The following is a 22,410-nucleotide window of genomic DNA, read 5'->3' on the forward strand; positions in this document are numbered from 1 at the left end:
TCCCCTGAAATGGTCTAGTTCGAGAGCTGGGCGAGGCGCCGTCGCGCCTCCGCCGATCCGAGACTGGCGGCGCGCTGGTACCAGTCACGAGCGGCCGGCCCGTCGGCAATGACGCTGCGTGCGTCGCTGGTGCCGAGCACGGCGGGATCGTAGGTCTGCGCCAGCAGCAGCGCTGCCGTCGCATCATTCGCGTTGGCCGCCCGTTCCAGCAGCAGGCGCGCCGCGGCGATGTCGCCGACGCCGATCAGATTTCTGGCGCGCGTCATCAGCCCGGCGAGCGTGTCGGCGTCGAGCGTCCTGACGGGCTCGGGCGGTGCCGCCTGTGCTGCGATGGGCGCCTGGACCTGCGCCTGCATCTGCGCTTGCGCCGGAGTTTGCACTTGAGCTTGGGACTGGGCTTGCAGGGCAACCTGATAGGCGGTCGCGATTGCTTCGCGGCTTGGCGCCGAAGGTGCCGGAAGCTCCTGCCTGTCGGCGCTCGCCAGCATCGTGTTGGTCACGCGGGCCGGATCCTTGAGCGGGACCTGCCGTGCCACCGGCGTGTTGCTCGGCGTCATGGCTTGCCCGGGCGTGCCGCCGCCGACGAGGTTGCGCAGGTCGGACTGAAACAGCGCGGCGAGAATCGCAGCGCCCGAGATCGCGAGCCCCGTTGCAAGAAGGCGCGGGACGATCCTGCTTCTGGCGCGCAGTCCGTGCGGCTCATATTCCCTGGGATCCGGCGCCCCGAGCGGATCGGACAGGAATAGAGGCATGGGATCGTCTGAGAGTTCGGCCCGAGCGGCGCGCGCACGGACGTAGGACGCGGTGGACGAATGTGATGCTGATCGATCGGAGTCGAACGCCCGCGACTCCCCGGACGGACGGAATGCCGTCGTCTCCATGGTGATGCTCCCCATTACTGACTACGCAGGGGCATTCCCGGGTTTAGTCTTTTTGTTGTTGTCCAGAAGCGCCCCGCAAACTGGAACCGGTAAATCGCCGTCCGATTCAGCCCAAAAAGCGACGGCGGTTTGCGCGAATCTGGAGATATTTGGGTTTGATTGGGGCGACGACGCGGAATGCACCGCAATTTCGGCAGCGATGGTTGAGGGAGTTTCTACCGGGCGCGACGTCGCGTAAAGAACTGCGAGTCATTGCGCCGCCCACAAAGCTCCGCCGTCATGCCCCGGCTTGACCGGGGCATCCAGTACGCTGCGGCGTCTCGGCTAAATCACTGGCGTCTCTGGAATACTGGATCGCCCGGTCGAGCCGGGCGATGACAGTCGTGCATGTTGAGCGCTGTGCGGCAATCGCCGCGATGACCTCACATCCTCACGGATGCAGGATCACCTTGCCCATGGCCTGGCGTCCGGCCAGCACCTTCAATGCGTCCGCGGTCTGGGCCAGCGGGAAGGTGCGATCGACATGCGATGAAATCTTTCCTTCCGCGGTCCACTTCACGAGCTTCTCGAGATTGGCGCGGTTCTTCTCCGGATTCTGCCGGGTCCATGCGCCCCAGAACACGCCGCGGATGTCGCAGCCCTTCAGCAGCGCAAGGTTCAGTGGCATCTTCGGAATGTCGCCGGCGGCAAAGCCGATCACGAGGAAGCGGCCTTCCCAGGCGATCGAGCGCAGCGCCTGTTCGGCATAAGCACCGCCCACGGGATCGAAGATGATGTCGACGCCCTTGCCGCCGGTGAGTTTTCGCAAGCCTTCCTTCAGGTCTTCCTTGGCGTAGTTCAGCGTCAGCTCGGCGCCATGCGCCTTGGCGAATTCGAGCTTCTCGTCCGACGAGGCGCAAGCGATCACCTTCAGTCCCATCAGCTTGCCGAGCTCGCACGCGGCAAGGCCGGTGCCGCCGGCCGCGCCCAGCACCGCGAGCGTCTCGCCCGGCTTCGGGCTGGCGCGATCCTCCAGCGCATGCAGCGCGGTGCCGTAGATGATGATGATGCCCGCGGCGCGGTCGTAGTCGAGATTGTCGGGAATCTTCACGATGGAGGCCGCGGGCAGCGCGATCTTCTCGCGCGCGCCGTTGTGGCCGCAGGACGCGACGACGCGATCGCCGACCTTCACGTCGGTCACGCCGGGGCCGATGCTCTCGATCACGCCGGCGACTTCCGCGGCGGGCGAGAACGGGAACGGCGGCTTGATCTGGTATTTGCCCTGGATCATCAGGATGTCGAAGAAGTTCAGCGCCGCCGCCTTGATCGCGATCACGGCCTCGCCGGGACCCGCCACGGGATCCGGCACCTCGGCGAGAACGAGATCGTCGGGCTGGCAATATTGCGAGCAGAGGATGGCTTTCATGGCGGCACCTGAAGCGTTTCGAGTGGAATTATAGTTGGCCCGTTTCTGCCGGATTTAGCGCGGCCGGACAATCCGGATTCTTTGTCTGAAGCCGAGCACCGGCTTATCCTCGTCATTGCAAGCGCAGCGAAGCAATCCAGACTATTTCCGCCGGACGGACTCTGGATTGCTTCGCTGCGCTCGCAATGACGTAATCCGCAGAGATAAGGATTCAAACGATGTTTGAAACGGGCCTGCTCAAGCAAAAGCGCATCCTCGTTACCGGTGGCGGCTCGGGCCTTGGCGCCGCGATGGGGCGCCGTTTCCTCGCGCTCGGCGCCGAGCTCGTGATCTGTGGCCGCAAGCTCGACCGGCTGGAGGTGACGGCCGCGGAGATGCGCGCGCAGAGCGGCGGCAAGGTCACGACGATCGCCTGCGATGTCCGCGATGGCGCTGCAGTCGAGACCATGATGGATGCGATCTGGCGCGAGGCGCCGCTCGATATCCTCGTCAACAACGCAGCCGCGACGTTCATCGCACAGAGCGAGCATCTGTCGTTCCGCGCGGCCGACGCGATCCTTGCGCCGACGCTGCATGGCGCGATGTATTGCACGCTCGCCGCCGGCAGGCGCTGGATCGACGGCAGGCATGGCGGCGTCGTGCTCTCGATCCTCTCGACCTCGACCATCACCGGCCGCGCCTTCACGGTGCCGTCGGCGATGGCGAAATCGGCGCTGCTGGCGATGACGAAGAGCCTCGCGGTGGAGTGGGGCCCGAAGGGCATTCGCACCGTCGCCATTGCGCCCGGTCCGTTCCCGACCGCGGGCGCGACGGGACAGCTCCGCCCGGAAGGCCGCGATGAAGGCTGGACCGCGCGCAACCCGCTGGGCCGGACCGGAGAGCATGGGGAGCTTGCCGACCTCGCCAGCTTCCTGGTCTCGGACCGTGCCGCGTATATCAACGGCGAGATGGTGGTGATCGACGGCGGTGCGCACCTGCGCAGTTCCGGCGCCGAGGACCTCCTGGGCTGGACCGAGGCGCAATGGTCCGAGCAACGCGCCGCACGATCCAAGGGCTGATCGTAATCGCGCTAACTGCCTTCCCAAATTGGGCTTTCCCGGCTATCCCTGCCACGGGGACAAAGCACGGCCGGGCCATCTTCCAGTCACAATATTGAGGGAACCACTCCAGCATGTGGCGGGTGCTGATTTTAGCTTTGATGACTGGCGTGGCGGCCGGGGGAATCGCCGTTTCTGCGCAGGCGCAGACGGCACAACCGGCGCCGAAGGCGGCGCCAAAACCGGCGGCGAGCACGACTGCGAAATCGGCTGCAAAGCCGGAGAGCAAACCCGTGGCCCCGCCCGCGGCAGTTGCGGGCGGCGCGGAGCCGACCCTGATCGGTCAGTTCGGCACCTGGGGCGCCTATTCGGCGACGCCCAACGGCAAGAAGGTCTGCTTTGCGCTGGCCAAGCCGTCGTCGTCGAAGACCAACCCACCGAACAGGCCGCGCGATCCCGCCTATGCCTTCGTCTCGACCCGGCCGGCCGAGAAGGTGAACAACGAGGTCTCGGTGATGATCGGCTATGCGCTGAAGCCGGGCTCGGAATCCTCGGTCGAGGTCGGCGGCGCTGCCTTTGCGATGTACACCCAGGGCGACGGCCTCTGGATCAAGAACGCGGCCGAGGAGGAGCGGATGGTCGAAGCCATGCGCAAATCCGCCGATCTCGTCGTCAAGGGCGTCTCGGCCAAGGGCACGGAAACGACCGATACCTTCTCTCTGAAGGGGCTGGCCCAGGCGCTCGACCGGATCTCGCAGGATTGCCGAAGATAAGCTTGCCGGCGTTAAGCCTGCGGGCGAGAAGGTCGCAATCGGCGGCCCCGGTTGCTATATAGGGCCGGTTCCAAGTTTTTCCGTCATTCCGGGGCGATGCGCAGCATCGAACCCGGAATCTCGAGGTTCCGGGTTCAGCGCTTCGCGCCGCCCCGGAACGACCCACGTAGTCAGGCCCATTCCATGCAACCGACGACCGAGCCGCGCGACGCAATCCTGGTGGAGAAAACTCCACTCGAAACCTATGTGCCGCCGGCCAAGCCATCGCTGATCGGCCTGTCGCGCACCGAGCTTGCCGACCGGCTCGGCGAGATCGGCGTCGCGCCCGCACAGCGCAAGATGCGCGTGCAGCAGCTCTGGCACTGGCTCTACTTCCGTGGCGCGCAGAGCTTCGACGACATGACCTCGATCTCGAAGGGCATTCGCGCCGAGCTTGCACAGCATTTCACGGTCGACCGCCCCGAAGTCGTGGTGGAGCAGATTTCCAGCGACGGCACCCGCAAATGGCTGCTGCGCCTGCCGAGCGGCGACAATGTTCAGAAGGCGCATGAAGTCGAGTGCGTCTACATCCCCGAGACCGATCGCGGCACGCTCTGCGTTTCTTCGCAGGTCGGCTGCACGCTGAACTGTTCGTTCTGCCACACCGGCACGCAGCGCCTGGTGCGCAACCTCACCGCCGGCGAGATCGTCGGCCAGATCATGGTCGCGCGCGATCGCCTGAACGACTGGGCGGATCGCGAGGACGGCACGCGCCGCGTCACCAACATCGTGATGATGGGCATGGGCGAGCCGCTCTACAATTTCGACGCGGTGCGCGATGCGCTTCTGATCGTCGGCGACAATGAAGGCATCGGCATCTCCCGCCGCCGCATCACGCTGTCAACCTCCGGCGTGGTGCCGAACATCGTGCGCGCCGGCGAGGAGATCGGCGTCATGCTCGCGATCTCGCTGCATGCGGTGCGCGACGAATTGCGCAACGAGCTCGTGCCGCTCAACCGCAAATATCCGATCAAGGAATTGCTGCAAGCCTGCCGCGATTATCCCGGCGCCTCCAACGCGCGCCGCATCACCTTCGAATATGTGATGCTCAAGGGCGTCAACGATTCGCTCGACGATGCAAAACTGCTGGTGAAGCTTCTCAAGGGCATTCACGCCAAGATCAATTTGATCCCGTTCAATCCCTGGCCCGGCACCGCCTATGAATGCTCGGACTGGGACCAGATCGAAAAATTCTCCGAATACATCTTCAACGCCGGCTATTCCTCGCCGGTGCGCACCCCGCGCGGCCGCGACATCCTCGCCGCATGTGGCCAGCTCAAGTCGGAGACCGAAAAGCTCTCGGTCCGCGAACGCCAGGCGCTGCGCGCCATGGCGATGACGGATTAGCGGATATGTTCGCGCTCTTTCGTCATTGCGAGGAGCGCAGCGACGAAGCAATCCAGACTGCTTCCGCGGATGCATTTCTGGATTGCTTCGCTGCGCTCGCAATGACGGCGATGGTATCGTTCTCCGCATGTCCCTGATCGGCCGCCTCATCGTCGTCTTCATCGGCTTTCTCGCCGCCTGCTTCGTCGGCGGCATGATCGTGGTCGTCGCGCTGCTGTTTCCGGAATTCGCGGATCTCGGCGCCGGTCCCGTCGATCAGGGCGCGATCGACATCCTGCTGGGCTTCGGCTTCATCTTCGTCTCGGGCTTTGCGCTGGTGCCGGCGGCCGTGATCGTTGCGATCACCGAGGCGCTCTATATCCGCAGCGCGCTCGCTTACGCGGTCGGCGGCGGCGTCGTCGGGCTCGCCTGCTATCTCGGTCTCGTTCCCTTCCACTCCGACACGCTGCAGTTCGAAGGCGTCGTGCGGCGTCACCTCGAGATCATGACCGGTGCCGGCATCGTCGCCGGAATCGTCTACTGGCTGATCGCCGGCCGCAACGCCGGCGCCTGGCGCGGCCCGCCGCCCCCGCCACGCAAGCCGCCCCCGCCACTGCCCGCGAATTCGCGGCCGGATGCGAGCTAGTTTTGCGCCGTCATTCCGGGTTCGGCTCTTCGAGCCGCCACGGATGACGGTCACAAGGGTTTTCATCCCCGCCCCACTCCGCTAAACCGCGCGCCATGAACCGGACTGGACTCTTCATCGCCCTGGCGCTGTGGCTCGTGATCGGCGTCGTTTTCGGGCTCTATCCCGAGCTCGATCTCAAGCTCGCCTCGCTGTTCTTCGACCCCGACACGAAGACCTTTCCGCTCAAGCTGAACGACTGGGCCGGCTTCGCGCGCGATGCCGCGATGTGGGTCGCCTGGGCCTTCGTGCTGCCGTCGCTCGTGGCGCTCGTGGTCAAGATGATCAGGCCCGATCGCCCGCTGATGGTGTCGGGTCGCGCGATCGTGTTCCTGCTCGTCACGATCATCCTGTCGGCCGGCATCCTGACCAACCTCACCTTCAAGACCTATTGGGGCCGCCCGCGCCCGGTGGTGGTGACGCAGTTTGCCGGCGACCAGCAGTTCGTGCCGTGGTGGGATCCGCGCGGCGGCTGCGCGCGCAACTGTTCGTTCTTCTCCGGCGAGGGCGCGACCGCGTTCTGGACCCTGGCGCCGGCCGCGCTGGCGCCGCCGGCCTGGCGGCCGCTCGCCTATACCGCCGCATTGGTGTTCGGCGCCGTCACGAGCGGGCTGCGCATGGCCTTCGGCGGCCATTTCTTCACCGACGTGTCGATCGCCGGCCTCGTCACCTTCCTGGTGATCTGGTTCGGTTACGCGCTGATTTACCGCTGGCCGCGGACGCGGTTTTCGGACGAGGCGGTCGATGCCGCCCTGACCCGGCTGAACATGCCCGCCTACCGGCTCCGCCAGCGCCTGTTCGGCCGCAAGACCGGTCCCGAGCCCTCGGTTTGATCCATTAAATGCGTGCCGAGGCGTGCGAAATTTGATATTCGCCGCCCCGAGCCACGAAAAACATCAGCTATTTGAGACCGATTGGACGCGCCATGACCACGATCCTGAAGAGCCTGCCCAAGGGTGAGAAAGTCGGCATCGCTTTTTCGGGCGGCCTCGACACATCAGCGGCGCTGCTCTGGATGAAGCAGAAGGGCGCGCGCTGCTACGCCTACACCGCCAATCTCGGCCAGCCCGACGAGGCCGACTACAACGAGATCCCGCGCAAGGCGATGGAGTTCGGCGCCGAGAAGGCGCGCCTCGTCGATTGCCGCACCCAGCTCGTCCATGAAGGTATCGCCGCGATCCAGTCCGGCGCCTTCCACATCTCGACCGGCGGCATCACCTATTTCAACACCACGCCCCTGGGCCGCGCGGTGACGGGCACGATGCTGGTCGCTGCGATGAAGGAGGACGGCGTCAACATCTGGGGCGACGGCTCGACCTTCAAGGGCAACGACATCGAGCGCTTCTACCGTTACGGCCTGCTCACCAATCCCGGCCTGAAGATCTACAAGCCCTGGCTCGACCAGCAGTTCATCGACGAGCTCGGCGGCCGCGCCGAGATGTCGGCGTTCATGACCGCGCAGGGTTTCGCCTACAAGATGAGCGCCGAGAAGGCGTATTCGACCGACAGCAATCTGCTCGGCGCCACGCATGAAGCAAAGGATCTCGAAAGCCTCGACAGCGGCATCAAGATCGTCAACCCGATCATGGGCGTGCCGTTCTGGCGCGACGATTGCGCCGTGAAGGCCGAGAAGGTCGTCGTGCGTTTCGAGGAAGGGCAACCGACCGCGCTGAACGGCCAGACCTTCTCCGATCCCGTCGCGCTGTTCCTCGAAGCCAATGCCATCGGCGGCCGTCACGGCCTCGGCATGAGCGACCAGATCGAGAACCGCATCATCGAGGCCAAGAGCCGCGGCATCTACGAGGCGCCCGGCATGGCGCTCTTGCACATTGCCTATGAGCGCCTCGTCACCGGCATCCACAACGAGGATACCATCGAGCAGTACCGCATCAGCGGCATGCGTCTCGGCCGCCTGCTCTATCAGGGCCGCTGGTTCGACTCGCAGGCATTGATGCTGCGCGAGACCGCGCAGCGCTGGGTCGCGCGCGCCGTCACCGGCGAGGTCACGCTCGAGCTGCGCCGCGGCAACGACTATTCGATCCTCAACACCGAGAGCCCCAACCTCACCTATGCGCCGGAGCGGCTCAGCATGGAGAAGGTCGAGGATGCCCCGTTCACGCCGGCCGACCGCATCGGCCAACTCACCATGCGCAACCTCGACATCGCCGACACCCGCACCAAGCTCGGTCTTTATTCCAAGACCGGCCTGCTCTCGGGCAGCGAAGGCTCGCAGATCTTCCGGCTCGAAAACGACAAGGGGTGAGCTAGTAGGGCGGGTTAGCCGAAGGCGTAACCCGCCGTGCTTCCGCGTTCGCCGAACGAAGTTGGCGGGTTACGCTTCGCTAACCCGCCCTACAAAAGAAAAAAATGGCCGGGATCGCTCCCGGCCATTTGCATTTGTGTGTGCCGTTTACCGCGGCGGCGCGGTGCCGGGCGGGGGCGGCGGCAGCGAGGCCTGGCCACCGTTGAGCAGCGGCGTGATGTTGCGGATGGTGACGCGCCGGTTGATCAGGCTCGGCCCTTGCGTCTGCTCCTTCAGGTACTGCTCGCCATAACCCTGCGACGTCAGGTTCTCGGCGGGCACGCCGAACTGCTGAGTCAGCAACTCGGCCGCGGACTGCGCACGACGGTCCGACAATGAGAGATTGTCGACCTCGTTGCCGACCGCGTCGGTGTGGCCTTCGATCAGGTACACCGCGCGCGGATTGGCCTGGATCGCACGGTTGAGACCGTCGGCGATCGCCTGCAGCCGGGCCGCCTGGTCCGGCGGGATGGTCCACGATCCCGTCTCGAAGTTGATCGTGTTGACGTCGATGCTCGGCATCTGCATGCGAACATTGGGGCTGTAGCGGATCTCGTCGAGCGAGTAACGCCGGTCGATCCGCTGCACCGGCGGCGCGACCATCGTCTGGTAGATCACGTCCGGCGACGCTTCCTGGGCGTCGACGATGTAGCGATCATAGGGAATGTTCACGACCGGCGGTGGCGCGTCGACATAGAAGCCGCCGACTGCCCGCGGATCGCGGTAGGTGTTGTCGATGATGATGATCTCGCGTCCGCCGCTGTCCCTGCGGATTCGCCGCCGCAGCGAACCGTCCGGTCCGACCACGGTGATGATCTCGCTGCCGTCGGGACGGACCACCACGGTGCGCGTGTCGCCGCCTTCGTTGAAGGTACGGATGTCGCGTGCGCCGTAGCGGAAGCGATAGAGATCGTTGCCGCGGACGTAAGCCTGCCCGCCGGGATCGCGGATGATGATGCGGTCCGGCTCGGTGTAGACGGTGCGGCCGCCTTCGACGACCTCGCGTCGCTGGCTATGCATGTCGGCAATGGTGGCGCCGATCACGGCACCGGCCACGACGCCTGCACCGATCGCGAGCGGCGTCAGGTCACGCTGCTGCGGACGCGGCGGCGGCGGCAACGGTGCTTGAACGGTCGGTGCGGCCCGGAACGCCGGTGCAACCGTCGGCGGCCTGAATTGGGCCCTGTCTGGCGGCGGCGCTGCGGCCGGCGTGCCTGGGACGACCGTTGGAGCTGCGGCGCCGGCGGGAGGTGCCGGCGGCCGGGGCAGAGTCCCGGCCTGCGGTGCCGCAGCCGGGGTGCCGGCCGCGGGTGCTCCGGCGGGCGGCGTTCCACCCTGCTGACCTGGGGCCGGCGTCGCGCCGGGAGCCGGTGGCGGCGAACCCGGACGTCCAGGCGGCGTCGTCGGCGTGCCACCCGGCGCGGGCGTCGCGGTCGGAGCGGGAGCGGCGCCAGGAGCCGGCGATGCTGCCGGGGGCGGCGCACCGGGACGGCCGGGCGGCGGCATACCGGGGCGGCCAGCCGGCGCTGCGCCGGGCGTGCTGCCTGGCGCGGGAGTCGCGGTCGGTGCAGGCGTTGTCGTCGGAGCCGGAGTCGTCGCCGGCGCGGGAGAGCCAGGACGGGCCCCAGGCGCTGCGGTCGGAGCCGGCGGGGGCGCCGTCGGTGCCGGCGCGGGCCGCGCGGAGGGAGCCGCTGCCGGAGGAGGCGGCGGCGGAGGTGGTGTCGGAGTCGGACGCGCCGCAGCAGGCGGCGGCGGGGTTGGCGTGTGCTGCGGAGCCGCCGCGGGCGGCGGAGCCGGCGGGGTGGGAGCCGGCCGGGCCGCAGGCGGTGCGGGTGGCGGCGGTGTCGGGGCATGCTGCTGCGGAGCCGCGGCCGGAGGCGGCGACGGCTGCTTCGGTGCGGCAGGCGGCGGGGGTGGCGGCGGCGGGGCCGGACGAGCCGCAGGAGGCGGCGGAGGCGGAGGCGGCGCGGCCGGGCGCGGCGGTGCGGCTGCAGGCGGGGGCGCAGCAGGCGGATGGGGAGGTGCTGCCGCGGGCGGCGGTGCAGCAGGGCGCGCGGGTGCCGCAGGCGGCGCGGCCGCAGGCGGTCCCTTCGGCGGCTGCTTCGGTTTTCCGTCGGGCCCGGTGTCTTGCGGCTGGGCCTGCGCGACGACGAGCGGCGCAGCGCCTTGCGCATGCGATGCGGTGTTTGCCAATTGCATCGCGGTGAGAGCCGTCGTCGCAAGCAGCACGAAACGAAGGTTGGTCATGGTGGTGAACTTCCCCGGAAGGTTCTTTGACGAAGTGTCGTGATGAACGGCTACGCGTTAGGCCGCATTGTGGCAGGCGAAGCGGCCGCTGCCCGATTTATTTCTGCACGCAAATCGACTCACTATGATGACGTTCATTGCGCATTCAGGCGTGGGTTGCAATCGCCTCACATGTGATGCTTCGCCTCATATGTGATTGCGCGACGGCATCGCGTCCGTCGCGGGATTGGGCGTGAGCGGGCCGCTCGGTCCACGCGATGGAATCTCTTCAGGCACGCGGCCCGGCAATTCGTCGGGCCGCGGGGACTCGCCGGGCTCGCGCACCGGCGGCGCGATTTCGGGCTGCGGACTGCCGGGCGGAATTCCCGGCGGCGGCTCGGTCGGCGTGCCGGGCGTCGACGGCGGAATCTCGGGCGGCTCGATCGGCATCACATCGAGACCTTGCGGTTCTCGCCGATGTCGGGCCGCGTGTTCGTCACTGCCGCAGCCGCCATCTTCACATAGGAGATCACCGTGCCCGGCGAATCCCAGAACTCGGCATCGTCGGGCGTGACCTTGAGCACGCGGATGTTGGGATCTTCGGCGCTGTCCCACCACGCCTTCGCCGGCGTCGAGAACAGCTCCTTGATCTTGGCTCGGTCGTTGGAGACGACGGCCGTGCCCGTCAGCGAGACGTATTTCTGGCTGCCGGCATCCGCGAACGACAGGTTGATGGAGGGATTGCGCGCGATCTCCTCGTCCTTGTGACGCCGCGCGTCGGTCAGGAAGTAGATCGTGTTCGCATCGCGATCGAGCTGGGCGCTCATCGGCCGCGCGCGCAGCTTGTCGCCATCGCGCGTCACCAGCATTGCGAACCCGATCTTCTTCATGAGCTCCCAGACGCGGTCCACATCGCGGGCATTGTCGTTGGCCATGTCGTACCCCTCTTGCAAGGGACGATAACGGCCTGCCGGTTGCGATGTTCCCGTGGGAATCCCGGCCTATTCCGGCATGTGGCAGACGGCCTCGATGTTGTGCCCATCGGGATCGAGCACGAAGGCGCCATAGTAGTTGGGGTGGTAGTGCGGGCGGATGCCGGGCGGGCCGTTGTCGCGGCCGCCTGCCGCAAGGGCCGCCTTGTAGAAGGCGTCGACGGTGGCGCGGTCCCTGGCCGCGATCGCGACATGCACCGGCTTGTTCATGGCGCCTTCGCCGCCGATCCAGAAGTCCGGCTTGCCGTCGGCGCCGAAGCCCGCGGCCGCGGCGTGGCCGGTCTGCTCCGCCGTCACTTCCATGATCAGGCCGTAGCCGAGCGGAGCCAGCGCCCTGGTGTAGAAGGCCTTGGCGCGCTCGTAGTCGGAGACCGAGAATCCCAGATGATCAATCATCGTCATGCCCCTCGTTCGTCGTCATCCGCGCGACAGGAACGTATTGCTTCGCGTCCTGCGCGCGATGGCGAAACCGCGTGCGACCATGTCGGCAATACAATCCTGCTGCCATTCGTCTTGTGACAGATGCTCGATCACCACCGCGCGCGGCCACAGCGACGGCGGCGCGTCGCGGAAGAATCCGATCAGGACGCGGTCCTCGAAACCCTCGACGTCGATCTTGAGCGAATCGACCTGGGAAACGCCGGCCTCGTCGAGGATGCGCGTTAACCGCAGCGACGGCACCCTGATCGCGTCCGCGCTGGCCGTGCCGGTGACGACATGCGTGGCGCCGAGATTGCCGCCGCCGCTCTCGATCATCAGCTCGCCGTCGCTGTCGCCGGCCGCGGCCTGCACCAGGCGCACTTGAGCAGCTTTCGATGCGGCATGGTTGAAGGACAGTCGTCCGAATGTCAGCGGATGCGGCTCGATCGCGACCACCTTGCCGGCGGTGCCGACCTGTCGCGCCATCACCAGCGCAAAGGTGCCGACATTGGCGCCGACGTCGACGAAGGTGCCGCCCGACGGGGTGTGCTGGCGCAGGAAGTCGAGCTCGTCGAGATTGTAGTCGGGATTGAACAGCGCGCCGCGCTCGGTCGCGCTGCCCTGGTGATAGAGCCGGAACGAGGCACCCTGATACTGCACGTCGACAGGGCCGCTCCGCAGCAGGTTCACCAGCCGCGACATCCACGGCCGGAACGCACCGCGCTTCAGCCCCGATTGTTGCGTGAGGCCGATGATCGCAGCCTGCGCCGCGTTCGGCGCAAACGCGCCGAACGGCGCGGACGAAGGGATGTTGTCGGTCGTCAAGCAGGCGATCCTCGTTGCAGGCGGCGCATGCATAGCCGGTTTTGTGGAGGACTCCAACGTCGAGGGAAAAGAATGTAGCCCGGATGGAGCGCAGCGAAATCCGGGGCTTTAGCCTCACGGAGAGACTTACCCGGATTGCGCTGCGCTCCATCCGGGCTACGGCCTCACGCCGCCTTCTTCGGTGCCTTGCGCTGCCGCAGGAATCGCCCGAGCAGCTTGCGCTTGCCCTTGCGCGGGATGAGGTCGATGTCGCTGACGAGCTTGGCGCCGCCCTTGCGCCGCTCCAGCACGATCTTGCGGCTGTGGAAGGCTTCAAGCTCGACGCGATGCGCGACACTGACGATGGTCGCCTTCGGCAGCTCGTCGGTGACCATCTGCATCATCTTGTCCTGGCTCTTCTCGTCGAGCGCCGAGGTCGCCTCGTCCAGCACGACGATATCGGGGTTGTGCAAGAGCAGCCGCGCGAAGGCGAGGCGCTGCTTCTCGCCGCCGGAGAGCGTCTGGTCCCAGGGGCCTTCTTCCTCGATCTTCTCCTTGAGATGATCGAGGCCGACCTTGTGCAGGGCCTCGCCGATCTCCTCGACGGTCCAGTCCTCCTCGGCGCCGGGATAGGCGACCGCGCGGCGCAGGGATCCGGATGGCACGTAGGGCCGCTGCGGCAGCATGAACAGCCGACGGTCGGCGTGGAAATTGACGCTGCCGCCGCCCCACGGCCACAGCCCTGCGATGGCGCGCACCAGCGTGCTCTTGCCGGTGCCGGATTCGCCGGCGACCAAGAGCCGCTCGCCGGGCTCGATCGCGACCTCGGTCTCGCCGACCACGGCGGTGCCGTCGTCGAGCGTGACCGAAAGGTCCTTGAGCTCCAGCATCGTCTCGTTGCTGGTCTCGCCGCGCTTGATGCGGCCGAGGCCGTCGCCCTGCTCGGCGCGCTCGAGGCCGTCGAGCGACATCATCAGCGAGGCGATGCGGCGCGCGCAGGCGTTCCAGTCGGCGAGCCGCGGATAATTGTCGACCAGCCAGCCGAACGCGCTCTGCACGATGGTGAAGGCGGAAGCCGCCTGCATCACTTGTCCAAGCGTCATGCTGCCGTCGAGAAATTTTGGCGCGCAGAGCAGCAGCGGCACGACCGGTGCGACGAGGCTCGATCCTTGCGACACCAGCGTAGTTCGCATGTGCTGGCCGGCCAATCGCGCCCACTGCCTGAGCACGCCAGTGAAGTTGCGATCGATGCCCTCGCGCTCTTCCTCCTCGCCGCCGAGCAGCGCGATGCTCTCGCCGTTCTCGCGCACGCGCGTCAGCGTGTAGCGGAAATCGGCCTCGGCCTGGTTCTTGTCCTCGGACACCTGCACGAATTGCCGGCCGATCACCAGGATCGAGCCCGAGGCGATCGCGGCGTAGAGCATCGCGGCGATTACGAGGAAGCCGGGAATGGTGATGGTCGAGCCACCGAGCGTGACGGTCAGCGCGCCGCCGATGGTCCAGAGCACGACGATGAATGTCGCCGCCGACAGCATCGCCGAGGTGACGCCGGCGAGGAAGTCGACCGGCGAATCGGTGGCGACGCGCAGATCCTCGGCGATCCGGTATTCCGGGTTCTTGTGGTCGCCGCCGACGAGGTTGAGCTGGTAGTAGCGGCCGTTCTTGAGCCAGCGCGTCAGCACGCTGTTGGTCAGCCAGGCGCGCCAGCGCCGCTGGATGCCCATCCGCACAAACACTTGCGCGACGCCGAGCACGATGCTGCCGATCGCGAGCGGAAAGAACATCGCGGAGAGATGGAAGACGGCTCCCGCATCGCGCTTCTCGATCGCGTCGAAGATCGCCCTGTTCCAGACATTGATGCCGTACTGGAAGCCGACGGTGAGGACGATCAGTGCGACGAGGCCGAGCGAGAACGGCCAGGCCAGGCGATCGCCGCTGCGGCCCCAGAAGCCGCGCGCGCTGATCCAGAACCGCGTCAGCAGATAATCCTTGCGGGCCTGCTCGGCCTCCTCGGGCGAGAGTTCGGAGTCGGGCTCGAGCAGCTCCGGGGGCGGCGGCTCGACCTCGTCGCCATTCTCGCCCTTGATCCTGACGATCGGCGGCTTGTCCTGGTCGCGCTTCGCGGTGGGCTTGTGCATGGGCCGACAACGCGAGGGAACTCAACGGGTTCCCCAGGGTTCCGCAACGCCTATTCTGCGGCGCCGTCCCGGACCTGCCGGATCCGGGCTGCCCGATGCAGAACGCGCGACAATTCCTCGATGGAATAGGGCTTTTGAACCAGATCGAAGCCCGCCGCGCCGTCCTGTGACAGGGCCTGGCTGTAGCCCGTGGTCAGCACGACCGGCACGTCGATGCCGCGCTCGCGGATGGCCTGCGCCAGATCGAGCCCGGTCATCCCGGGCATCACCACGTCCGAGAACACGACGTCGAAGCGGTCGTCGTCCACGACGAGCTCGGCGAGCGCATCGGTCGCATTGTCGACCAGCGTGATGCTGTAGCCGAGCTCGGTGAGACCATCGGCGGCGAAATTGGCGAGCTCGATATTGTCCTCGACCAACAGCACGGACATGCCGCTGCCGGCCACCGCCGGCGCGGTGTTGGGCGCCTGCCGCTGCGGCAGCAGCTCCGCCGGCACGCGCGGCAGATAGAGCGAGAAGGTGCTGCCGTGCCCCAGCTCGCTCGTGACCGTCACCTCGCCGCCGGACTGCCGGGCGAAGCCGAACACCTGGGACAGGCCGAGGCCGGTGCCGTGGCCGACCTGCTTGGTGGTGAAGAACGGCTCGAAGATGCGTCCGAGCCGGGCGGCGGGAATGCCGATACCGGTGTCGCTGACGGTCACGCTGACGAAGCCATGGTTTGCCGGGATATGGCTGCCCGAAGCGGCGGCCAGCGTGTCCGGAACGGTCGTCGCGACCTCGACCTTGAAGGTGATGCGGCCCTTGCCCTGCATGGCATCGCGGGCATTGGTCGCCATGTTGATCAGCGCCGTCTCGAACTGGCCGGCATCGGCCCGGACGAGGCAGGGCTCGGCGGGCAGGCGCATCGCGATCTCGATGGCCGACCCGAGCAGGGGCGCGAGCATGTCGTGCAGCGACTGCATCCGTTCGCCGACGTCGAACACCTCCGGCTTCAGGGTCTGGCGCCGCGCAAAGGCGAGCAGCTGCGAGGTGAGCTTGGCGGCGCGGGCGACCGCGTCGGCGATCGCGGTGATGTAGCGCTGGCGCCGCTCCTCCGTCAGTTGCGGCCGGTTCAACAGGTCGACCGAGGCGCGGATCACCGTCAGCAGATTGTTGAAATCATGCGCGACGCCGCCGGTGAGCTGGCCGAGCGCCTCCAGGCGCTGGCTGTGCTTGAGCGCCTCCTCGGCCTCGCGCCGCTTGGCCGCTTCGGCCTGGAGGTTTTGCGTGCGCCGGAATGCCAGCGCCAGCAGCAGAAACAGCAGCGCGGTGGCGGGAAGGCCGAACACCAGATGCTGGCCCATGGTGGCCAGCCAGCGTGCGCGGATCGCCGAGGTCGCGAGCCCGGCGCTGACATAGATCGGATACTCCGCGACGCGCCGATAGCCGATGCGGCGCTCGATCCCGTCCGACGGCCAGGCGATGGTGATGAGGCCATGGTCGGGGCGCGCCGCGATTTCCTGGCCGACCGGCCCGGTCGGGTCGAGCCTGAGGTCGTGGTCGAGCCGCGGGAAATGCGTGAGCATCGCGCCGTCGGTGCGGCCCATCGCAAAGAAGCTGCCGGGATCCGAGCCGATGCGGGCGTAGAAGCTCTCGAAATATTCGGGGAGGACCGAGGCCTGGATCACGCCGGTGAAGCGGCCGTCGTCGGACTCGCGGCGGCGGCTCACTCCGAAGAATCGCGCGCCCTGATAGGGCGGACGGGGCGTCAGGGCCATGCCGATGAAGGTGCCGATGCTCTGGTCGACATGGGCGTAGAAATAGTCGCGGTCCGCAAAGCTCACCTCCGGCGGCGGCGAGGCGAGGCTGTTGACCAGCGCCTTGCCGTCGGCGTCGAAGATCCAGGCCGATTTGAGCTGCGGCAGCGAATCGGTCAGCCGCTTCAGGCGGCGGTGCAGGGTCGGCTCGCGCGCGCGGATGGTGTCGTCGGACAGGCCGCGGACCACCTCGTTGAGCTCGGCGAGGCTGCGGTCGATGGTCTCGAACACCTTGAGCGCGTGCTCATGCGCGACGTCGAGCGTGCGCTCGATCTCGCGGTCGGCGATGTCCCTGGTCGAGGTGTAGGAGATCGTGGCGGCGATCGCGAACAGGGCAACCGGCAGCGCCAGGGATGCCGCCATCATCCACTGCAACAGCCTCAGCGAGTTGCGTTGCGCCCTTCGCACAGTCGCTCCGTCCCTGAGGGGAGCTTAACTGAATCTCGCGAAGGGAAGGAAGCGGCTTGTGCGGGAACCGCAGGTTGTTAGCCCAGAATTTGCGCGCGCGGCGGGTCGGAGAAAATTCTGCTCGAATTGACCGCGATTGCAAAATGTCCCGGCCGGTCCGGCCGGGACGCAAAGCATGAACCTGGCCGTCAGATCTGGCGCTCGACCATCTTGAGCTTGAGCTCGGCGATGGCTTCGGCCGGGTTGAGGCCCTTCGGGCAGGCCTTGGCGCAGTTCATGATGGTGTGGCAGCGATAGAGCCGGAACGGGTCCTCGAGATTGTCGAGCCGCTCGCCGGTCGCCTCGTCGCGCGAATCGGACACCCAGCGGTTGGCCTGCAGCAGCGCGGCGGGGCCGAGATAGCGATCGCTATTCCACCAATAGCTCGGGCACGAGGTCGAGCAGCAGGCGCACAGGATGCACTCGTAGAGGCCGTCGAGCTTCTCGCGGTCCTCGTGGGTCTGGCGCCATTCCTTCTGCGGCGTCGGCGAGGTCGTCTTCAGCCACGGCTCGACCGAGGCGTACTGCGCGTAGAAATTGGTCAGGTCGGGGACGAGGTCCTTCACGACCGGCTGATGCGGCAGCGGGTTCACCTTCACCGCGCCGTCCTTCACGTCGTGCATCGAGCGGGTGCAGGCCAGCGTGTTCTGGCCGTCGATGTTCATGGCGCAGGAGCCGCAGACGCCTTCGCGGCAGGAGCGGCGGAAGGTCAGCGATGGATCGATGTGGTTCTTGATCCAGATCAGGCCGTCCAGCACCATCGGACCGCAATCATTGGTGTCGACGTAATAGGTGTCGACGCTCGGATTCTTGCCGTCGTCCGGATTCCAGCGATAGACCTTGAACTCGCGCGTCTCGGCCGCGCCCGCGGGCTTCGGCCAGGTCTTGCCGCCGGTGATCTTGGAGTTCTTCGGAAGTGCGAATTCAACCATAAGTCCTGCCTCTGGTTTCTTCCGTCATGCGCGGCTTGACCCGCGCATCCATCTTTGAGGGATGGGTTGCCGGGTCAAGCCCGGCAATGACGAGTCCTTATCAATACACGCGCGCCTTCGGCGGGATGTACTGCACGTCGTTGGTCATGGTGTAGTCGTGAACCGGGCGGTACTCGATCTTGACCTTGCCGGCATCGTCCAGCCAGGCCAGCGTGTGCTTCATCCAGTTCTTGTCGTCGCGGTCGGAGAAATCCTCGCGGGCATGGGCGCCGCGACTCTCGGTGCGGTTGGCGGCCGAGTTCATCGTCACCACCGCCTGCGAGATCAGATTGTCGAACTCGAGCGTCTCGACCAGGTCCGAATTCCACACCAGCGAGCGGTCGGACACGGCGATATCGGTGATACCGCTGTGAACCTTCGCGATCAGGTTCTGGCCTTCGCTGAGGACTTCGCCGGTGCGGAACACCGCGCAATTGGTCTGCATCACGTTCTGCATGCCTTCGCGCAGCTTCGCGGTCGGCGTGCCGCCGGAAGCGTAGCGATAGTGATCGAGGCGGCCGAGCGCGAGATCCGACGAACTCGCCGGCAGCTCCGGCTGCTTGGCGTTCGGCGTCAGCTTCTCGGCGAGGCGGAGCGCCGCGGCGCGGCCGAACACGACGAGGTCGATCAGCGAGTTGGAGCCGAGACGGTTGGCGCCGTGCACGGAGACGCAGGCGGCTTCGCCGATCGCCATCAGGCCCGGAATGATGGCGTTGTCATCGCCATCCCGCTTGGTCAGGACTTCGCCGTGATAGTTCGTGGGGATGCCGCCCATGTTGTAGTGCACGGTCGGCACGATCGGGATCGGCTCGCGCGTCACGTCGACATTGGCGAAGATCTTCGCGGATTCGGAGATGCCCGGCAGGCGCTCGGCCAGAACAGCGGGATCGAGATGATCGAGATGAAGGAAGATGTGGTCCTTCTTCTTGCCGACGCCGCGGCCTTCGCGGATCTCGATGGTCATCGCGCGCGAGACGACGTCGCGCGAGGCGAGGTCCTTTGCCGACGGCGCATAGCGCTCCATGAAGCGCTCGCCCCCGGAATTGACGAGGTAGCCGCCTTCGCCGCGGGCTCCTTCGGTGACGAGGCAGCCCGAGCCGTAGATGCCGGTCGGATGGAACTGGACGAACTCCATGTCCTGCATCGGCAGGCCGGCGCGCAGCACCATGCCGCCGCCGTCACCGGTGCAGGTGTGCGCCGAGGTGCAGGAGGCGTAGGCGCGGCCGTAGCCGCCGGTGGCGAGGATCACGGTCTGGGCGCGGAAGCGATGCAACGTGCCGTCGTCGAGCTTGAGCGCGATGACGCCGCGGCAGGTGCCCTGGTCGTCCATGATCAGGTCGATGGCGAAGAACTCGATGAAGAACTCGGCCGCGTGGCGCAGCGACTGGCCATACATCGTGTGCAGCATGGCGTGGCCGGTGCGGTCGGCGGCGGCGCAGGTGCGCTGCGCCTGGCTCTTGCCGAACTCGGTGGTCATGCCGCCGAACGGACGCTGATAGATCTTGCCGTCCTCGGTGCGCGAGAACGGCACGCCCCAATGCTCGAGCTCGTAGACCGCGTCGGGCGCGTTGCGCACCATGTATTCGATCGCGTCCTGGTCGCCGAGCCAGTCCGACCCCTTCACGGTGTCGTACATATGCCAGCGCCAGTCGTCCTTGTGCATGTTGCCGAGCGAAGCGGAGATGCCGCCCTGCGCCGCGACCGTGTGCGAGCGGGTCGGAAACACCTTGGTGATGCAGGCCGTCTTCAGGCCGGCCTCGCTGCAGCCGACCACCGCGCGCAGGCCCGCGCCGCCGGCGCCGACCACGACGACGTCGTAGGTGTGGTCTTCGATCGGATAGGCTTTGCCGTTGGTGGCGGGAGCGCCGTTGCCCGAGCCATTCGTTGTGGTGGCCATGGGTTACACTCCGGAAGAAAGCTTCAGGATCGCGTAGGTCGAGGCGAGCGCGACGGCGACCGAGAAGAAATTGTTGAGCATGATCGAGACGAGCTTCAGCTTCTCGTTATGGACGTAGTCCTCGATCACGACCTGCATGCCGATCTTCATGTGCCAGGCGCTGGCGAAGATGAAGAGCAGCAGGATCACCGCGATCGGCAGCGAGCCCAGGATCTGCGCGGCGCCGGCCTGGTTGCGGCCGAGCAGCATCATGACGATCACGATCACCGGGATCATCAGCAGCGTCATGGCGACGGCGGTGATGCGCTGGCGCCAGAAGTCGGAGGTGCCGGAATGCGCGGCGCCGAGATTGCGGACGCGGCCGAGCGGGGTGCGCATGCTGCGCTTGGGCGTATCGGCTGAGCTCATCGGCCGCCTCCGATCGCATAGGCAATGATCCAGACCAGCACCGTCAGCGCGATGCCGCCGATCAGCGCGCCCCAGGTCAGGGCTTCGCGCTCATTGGCCTTGAAGCCGTAGCCGAGGTCCCAGACGAAATGCCGGATGCCGCTCAGCATATGGTGCATCAGCGCCCAGGTGTAGCCGAACACGATCAGACGGCCGATGATGCTGCCGGTGAAGGCCTGGACATGGGCATAGGCAGCCGGGCCGGAGGCCGCTGCAATCAGCCACCAGGCCAGCAGCAGGGTGCCGACATAGAGGGCGATGCCGGTGGCGCGATGAACGATGGACAGCGCCATCGTCAGCGTCCAGCGGTAGACTTGCATGTGTGGTGAAAGCGGTCGTTCGATCCGTGCGGTCATGGGCTTTGATGTTGTGTGGCGGCCCAGCAGAGGGCGCGCGGGGATCGCGAAAGGTCGGCTCTATTTACGGAGTCGATTTGCCCTGCGCAATCACCAAATCGCCATAAATCGAACCTGGGTTCAGCTCTAGAGCCTTGATGTAACAAGGCCAATCAGGGGCTTGGTATACCAGCATGCCGGTCCGCCAACTAAGGAGAGAACATAAATTCATCCTTTGCGGGCGATGACGAGGCGCATTGAAATTACTATTGGAACGCCTCTAAGCCCCCGCCCACGGCGCGCCGTTCGAACCAGTCAGTTCATGGCGCACTCGGCGACGCTAAACGGGGCCGAGACGGCGCGCGGCGCCGTCCGGCGGAATAATCCGCGCCGCCTCCGCGGATATGCGCAGCCCGCATTCCACCCCAGCCGGTTGGCGCGGCGTGTCGACCGGACAAAATGGATCGCCTACAGCTTGGCGGCACGGCCGATATCCGCACCGAGGTGCCGGAGACATTGCGACCGGTCGCGGGGGCAGGTCAGAGGTGATTGCAGGTCTTGATATCAAGGAGATCGTCGAGCTCGCGCTGTTGCTGATCGCAACCGGCGCGCTCTCGGGATTCCTGGCCGGCGTGTTCGGCATCGGCGGCGGCGCGATTCTGGTGCCGGTGTTCTACGAATGCTTCCGCATTGCCGGCGTGCCGCTCGAGGTGCGCATGCCGCTCTGCATCGGCACCTCGCTCGCGGTGATCATTCCGACCTCGATCCGTTCGTTCCAGGCGCATTACAAGCGCGGCGCCGTCGACATGACGATCCTGCGGGTGTGGTGGCTGCCGATCGTGATCGGAGTCGTCGCCGGCAGCGTGATCGCGCGCTACGCCCCGGAGCGGCTGTTCAAGATCGTGTTCGTCTGCGTCGCCTATTCCGCGGCGGCGCGTCTCATCTTCGCGCGCGAAGGCTGGAAGTTCGGCGACGACCTGCCCCATGGCCCCCTGATGCGCGTCTACGGCTTCTGCGTCGGCATCCTGTCGACACTGATGGGCATCGGCGGCGGCCTGTTCTCCAACCTCCTGATGACCTTCTACGGCCGACCGATCCACCAGGCGGTCGCGACCTCGTCGGCGCTCGCCGTGCTGATCTCGATCCCCGGTGCGCTCGGTTACATCTATGCGGGCTGGCCGGCGGCCGCGACCTATCCCGGCGTGGCTGCTCTGCAAATGCCGTTCGCGCTCGGTTACGTCTCCCTGATCGGTGCCGTGCTGGTGATGCCGATGAGCCTCGTCACCGCGCCGCTCGGCGTGCGAGCCGCGCATGCGATGTCCAAGCGCACGCTGGAAGTCGCGTTCGGCTGCTATCTGTTCATCGTCGGCAGCAGGTTTGCGATGAGTTTGGTGGGCGGGCAGTAGCTGCTCGAGCCCAGCCGCGTGCCACGCCCTCGGTGTCATCGCCCGACTTGATCGGGCGATCCAGTATTCCACCAGCGTCAGTG

General features: G+C 66.5%; 20 protein-coding genes. 7 read left to right on the forward strand and 13 right to left on the reverse strand.

Going from position 1 to position 22,410, the window contains the following annotated elements; genetic code table 11:
• Positions 1-14 precede the first annotated feature (14 nt).
• Together QRQ56_RS14670 and QRQ56_RS14675 are read right to left on the reverse strand one after the other, a co-directional pair.
• Complete coding sequence (locus QRQ56_RS14670; protein WP_438740975.1) at positions 15-752, reverse strand: hypothetical protein; 738 nt, start codon at positions 750-752, stop codon at positions 15-17.
• Positions 753-1,311: 559 nt separating this feature from the next.
• Positions 1,312-2,286, reverse strand: a complete 975-nt coding sequence (locus QRQ56_RS14675) for an NADPH:quinone oxidoreductase family protein (protein WP_438740977.1) — start codon at positions 2,284-2,286, stop codon at positions 1,312-1,314.
• Positions 2,287-2,504: 218 nt separating this feature from the next.
• On the opposite strand from QRQ56_RS14675, the gene QRQ56_RS14680 reads away from it, so the two are divergent.
• From QRQ56_RS14680 to argG, 6 genes are all read left to right on the forward strand, one after another.
• On the forward strand, positions 2,505-3,344 hold the full coding sequence (locus tag QRQ56_RS14680) for an SDR family oxidoreductase (protein WP_438740979.1): 840 nt from the start codon (positions 2,505-2,507) through the stop codon (positions 3,342-3,344).
• 113 nt (positions 3,345-3,457) lie between these two features.
• The gene (locus QRQ56_RS14685; protein WP_438740980.1) at positions 3,458-4,096 is read left to right on the forward strand and encodes an invasion associated locus B family protein; all 639 of its coding nucleotides are present in this window, start codon (positions 3,458-3,460) and stop codon (positions 4,094-4,096) included.
• A gap of 183 nt (positions 4,097-4,279) precedes the next feature.
• Positions 4,280-5,482, forward strand: a complete 1,203-nt coding sequence (rlmN, locus tag QRQ56_RS14690) for a 23S rRNA (adenine(2503)-C(2))-methyltransferase RlmN (RefSeq protein ID WP_438740982.1) — start codon at positions 4,280-4,282, stop codon at positions 5,480-5,482.
• A 127-nt stretch (positions 5,483-5,609) separates the two neighbouring features.
• Complete coding sequence (locus tag QRQ56_RS14695; protein WP_438740984.1) at positions 5,610-6,107, forward strand: hypothetical protein; 498 nt, start codon at positions 5,610-5,612, stop codon at positions 6,105-6,107.
• A 95-nt stretch (positions 6,108-6,202) separates the two neighbouring features.
• Entirely contained in the window at positions 6,203-6,979 is a 777-nt protein-coding gene (locus tag QRQ56_RS14700; RefSeq protein ID WP_438740985.1) for a phosphatase PAP2 family protein, read from the forward strand.
• 92 nt (positions 6,980-7,071) lie between these two features.
• Entirely contained in the window at positions 7,072-8,409 is a 1,338-nt protein-coding gene (gene argG, locus QRQ56_RS14705; protein ID WP_438740986.1) for an argininosuccinate synthase, read from the forward strand.
• Between the two features lie 147 nt (positions 8,410-8,556).
• Here the strand turns inward: argG and QRQ56_RS14710 are convergent, their stop codons facing one another.
• The 11 genes from QRQ56_RS14710 to sdhC form a co-directional block, all read right to left on the reverse strand.
• Positions 8,557-10,695: an OmpA family protein gene (locus QRQ56_RS14710; protein ID WP_438740987.1), complete on the reverse strand. Its 2,139-nt coding sequence runs from the start codon at positions 10,693-10,695 to the stop codon at positions 8,557-8,559.
• Between the two features lie 186 nt (positions 10,696-10,881).
• Entirely contained in the window at positions 10,882-11,124 is a 243-nt protein-coding gene (locus QRQ56_RS14715; protein WP_438740988.1) for a hypothetical protein, read from the reverse strand.
• Positions 11,124-11,609: a pyridoxamine 5'-phosphate oxidase family protein gene (locus QRQ56_RS14720; protein ID WP_438740989.1), complete on the reverse strand. Its 486-nt coding sequence runs from the start codon at positions 11,607-11,609 to the stop codon at positions 11,124-11,126. The genes QRQ56_RS14715 and QRQ56_RS14720 overlap by 1 nt, the downstream gene beginning before the upstream one ends.
• Positions 11,610-11,675: 66 nt before the next feature.
• Positions 11,676-12,062: a VOC family protein gene (locus QRQ56_RS14725; protein WP_438741477.1), complete on the reverse strand. Its 387-nt coding sequence runs from the start codon at positions 12,060-12,062 to the stop codon at positions 11,676-11,678.
• 21 nt (positions 12,063-12,083) lie between these two features.
• Positions 12,084-12,911, reverse strand: a complete 828-nt coding sequence (locus QRQ56_RS14730; protein ID WP_438740992.1) for an FkbM family methyltransferase — start codon at positions 12,909-12,911, stop codon at positions 12,084-12,086.
• Between the two features lie 164 nt (positions 12,912-13,075).
• Entirely contained in the window at positions 13,076-15,028 is a 1,953-nt protein-coding gene (locus QRQ56_RS14735; RefSeq protein ID WP_438740993.1) for an ABC transporter ATP-binding protein/permease, read from the reverse strand.
• Positions 15,029-15,078: 50 nt separating this feature from the next.
• Complete coding sequence (locus QRQ56_RS14740; protein ID WP_438740995.1) at positions 15,079-17,232, reverse strand: ATP-binding protein; 2,154 nt, start codon at positions 17,230-17,232, stop codon at positions 15,079-15,081.
• Positions 17,233-17,420: 188 nt separating this feature from the next.
• The gene (locus QRQ56_RS14745) at positions 17,421-18,203 is read right to left on the reverse strand and encodes a succinate dehydrogenase iron-sulfur subunit (RefSeq protein ID WP_438740997.1); all 783 of its coding nucleotides are present in this window, start codon (positions 18,201-18,203) and stop codon (positions 17,421-17,423) included.
• Between the two features lie 100 nt (positions 18,204-18,303).
• On the reverse strand, positions 18,304-20,139 hold the full coding sequence (sdhA, locus tag QRQ56_RS14750; protein ID WP_438740999.1) for a succinate dehydrogenase flavoprotein subunit: 1,836 nt from the start codon (positions 20,137-20,139) through the stop codon (positions 18,304-18,306).
• A 3-nt stretch (positions 20,140-20,142) separates the two neighbouring features.
• A complete protein-coding gene (gene sdhD / locus QRQ56_RS14755; RefSeq protein WP_194405383.1) occupies positions 20,143-20,547 on the reverse strand; it encodes a succinate dehydrogenase, hydrophobic membrane anchor protein in 405 nt (134 codons plus the stop codon).
• On the reverse strand, positions 20,544-20,942 hold the full coding sequence (sdhC, locus tag QRQ56_RS14760) for a succinate dehydrogenase, cytochrome b556 subunit (RefSeq protein WP_035703016.1): 399 nt from the start codon (positions 20,940-20,942) through the stop codon (positions 20,544-20,546). Before sdhC ends, sdhD begins: the two co-directional genes overlap by 4 nt.
• A 524-nt stretch (positions 20,943-21,466) precedes the next feature.
• Between sdhC and QRQ56_RS14765 the strand changes: the two genes are divergently transcribed.
• Positions 21,467-22,327, forward strand: coding sequence for a sulfite exporter TauE/SafE family protein (locus QRQ56_RS14765; RefSeq protein WP_438741003.1), 861 nt, complete (start codon positions 21,467-21,469; stop codon positions 22,325-22,327).
• The last annotated feature ends 83 nt before the right edge of the window (positions 22,328-22,410 follow it).

The sequence above is a fragment of the Bradyrhizobium sp. U531 genome, from assembly GCF_051710265.1.
In the GTDB taxonomy this organism is placed as follows: domain Bacteria; phylum Pseudomonadota; class Alphaproteobacteria; order Rhizobiales; family Xanthobacteraceae; genus Bradyrhizobium.

Coding starts and splice junctions, on each gene's coding strand:
- sdhA (WP_438740999.1), bottom strand. CDS start 20,139: ATGGCCACCACAACGAATGGCTCGGGCAACGGCGCTCCCGCCACCAAC.
- rlmN (WP_438740982.1), top strand. CDS start 4,280: ATGCAACCGACGACCGAGCCGCGCGACGCAATCCTGGTGGAGAAAACT.
- QRQ56_RS14670 (WP_438740975.1), bottom strand. CDS start 752: ATGCCTCTATTCCTGTCCGATCCGCTCGGGGCGCCGGATCCCAGGGAA.
- QRQ56_RS14715 (WP_438740988.1), bottom strand. CDS start 11,124: ATGCCGATCGAGCCGCCCGAGATTCCGCCGTCGACGCCCGGCACGCCG.
- sdhD (WP_194405383.1), bottom strand. CDS start 20,547: ATGAGCTCAGCCGATACGCCCAAGCGCAGCATGCGCACCCCGCTCGGC.
- QRQ56_RS14735 (WP_438740993.1), bottom strand. CDS start 15,028: ATGCACAAGCCCACCGCGAAGCGCGACCAGGACAAGCCGCCGATCGTC.
- QRQ56_RS14710 (WP_438740987.1), bottom strand. CDS start 10,695: ATGACCAACCTTCGTTTCGTGCTGCTTGCGACGACGGCTCTCACCGCG.
- QRQ56_RS14725 (WP_438741477.1), bottom strand. CDS start 12,062: ATGATTGATCATCTGGGATTCTCGGTCTCCGACTACGAGCGCGCCAAG.
- QRQ56_RS14720 (WP_438740989.1), bottom strand. CDS start 11,609: ATGGCCAACGACAATGCCCGCGATGTGGACCGCGTCTGGGAGCTCATG.
- QRQ56_RS14685 (WP_438740980.1), top strand. CDS start 3,458: ATGTGGCGGGTGCTGATTTTAGCTTTGATGACTGGCGTGGCGGCCGGG.
- QRQ56_RS14675 (WP_438740977.1), bottom strand. CDS start 2,286: ATGAAAGCCATCCTCTGCTCGCAATATTGCCAGCCCGACGATCTCGTT.
- QRQ56_RS14680 (WP_438740979.1), top strand. CDS start 2,505: ATGTTTGAAACGGGCCTGCTCAAGCAAAAGCGCATCCTCGTTACCGGT.
- argG (WP_438740986.1), top strand. CDS start 7,072: ATGACCACGATCCTGAAGAGCCTGCCCAAGGGTGAGAAAGTCGGCATC.
- QRQ56_RS14695 (WP_438740984.1), top strand. CDS start 5,610: ATGTCCCTGATCGGCCGCCTCATCGTCGTCTTCATCGGCTTTCTCGCC.
- QRQ56_RS14745 (WP_438740997.1), bottom strand. CDS start 18,203: ATGGTTGAATTCGCACTTCCGAAGAACTCCAAGATCACCGGCGGCAAG.
- QRQ56_RS14700 (WP_438740985.1), top strand. CDS start 6,203: ATGAACCGGACTGGACTCTTCATCGCCCTGGCGCTGTGGCTCGTGATC.
- sdhC (WP_035703016.1), bottom strand. CDS start 20,942: ATGACCGCACGGATCGAACGACCGCTTTCACCACACATGCAAGTCTAC.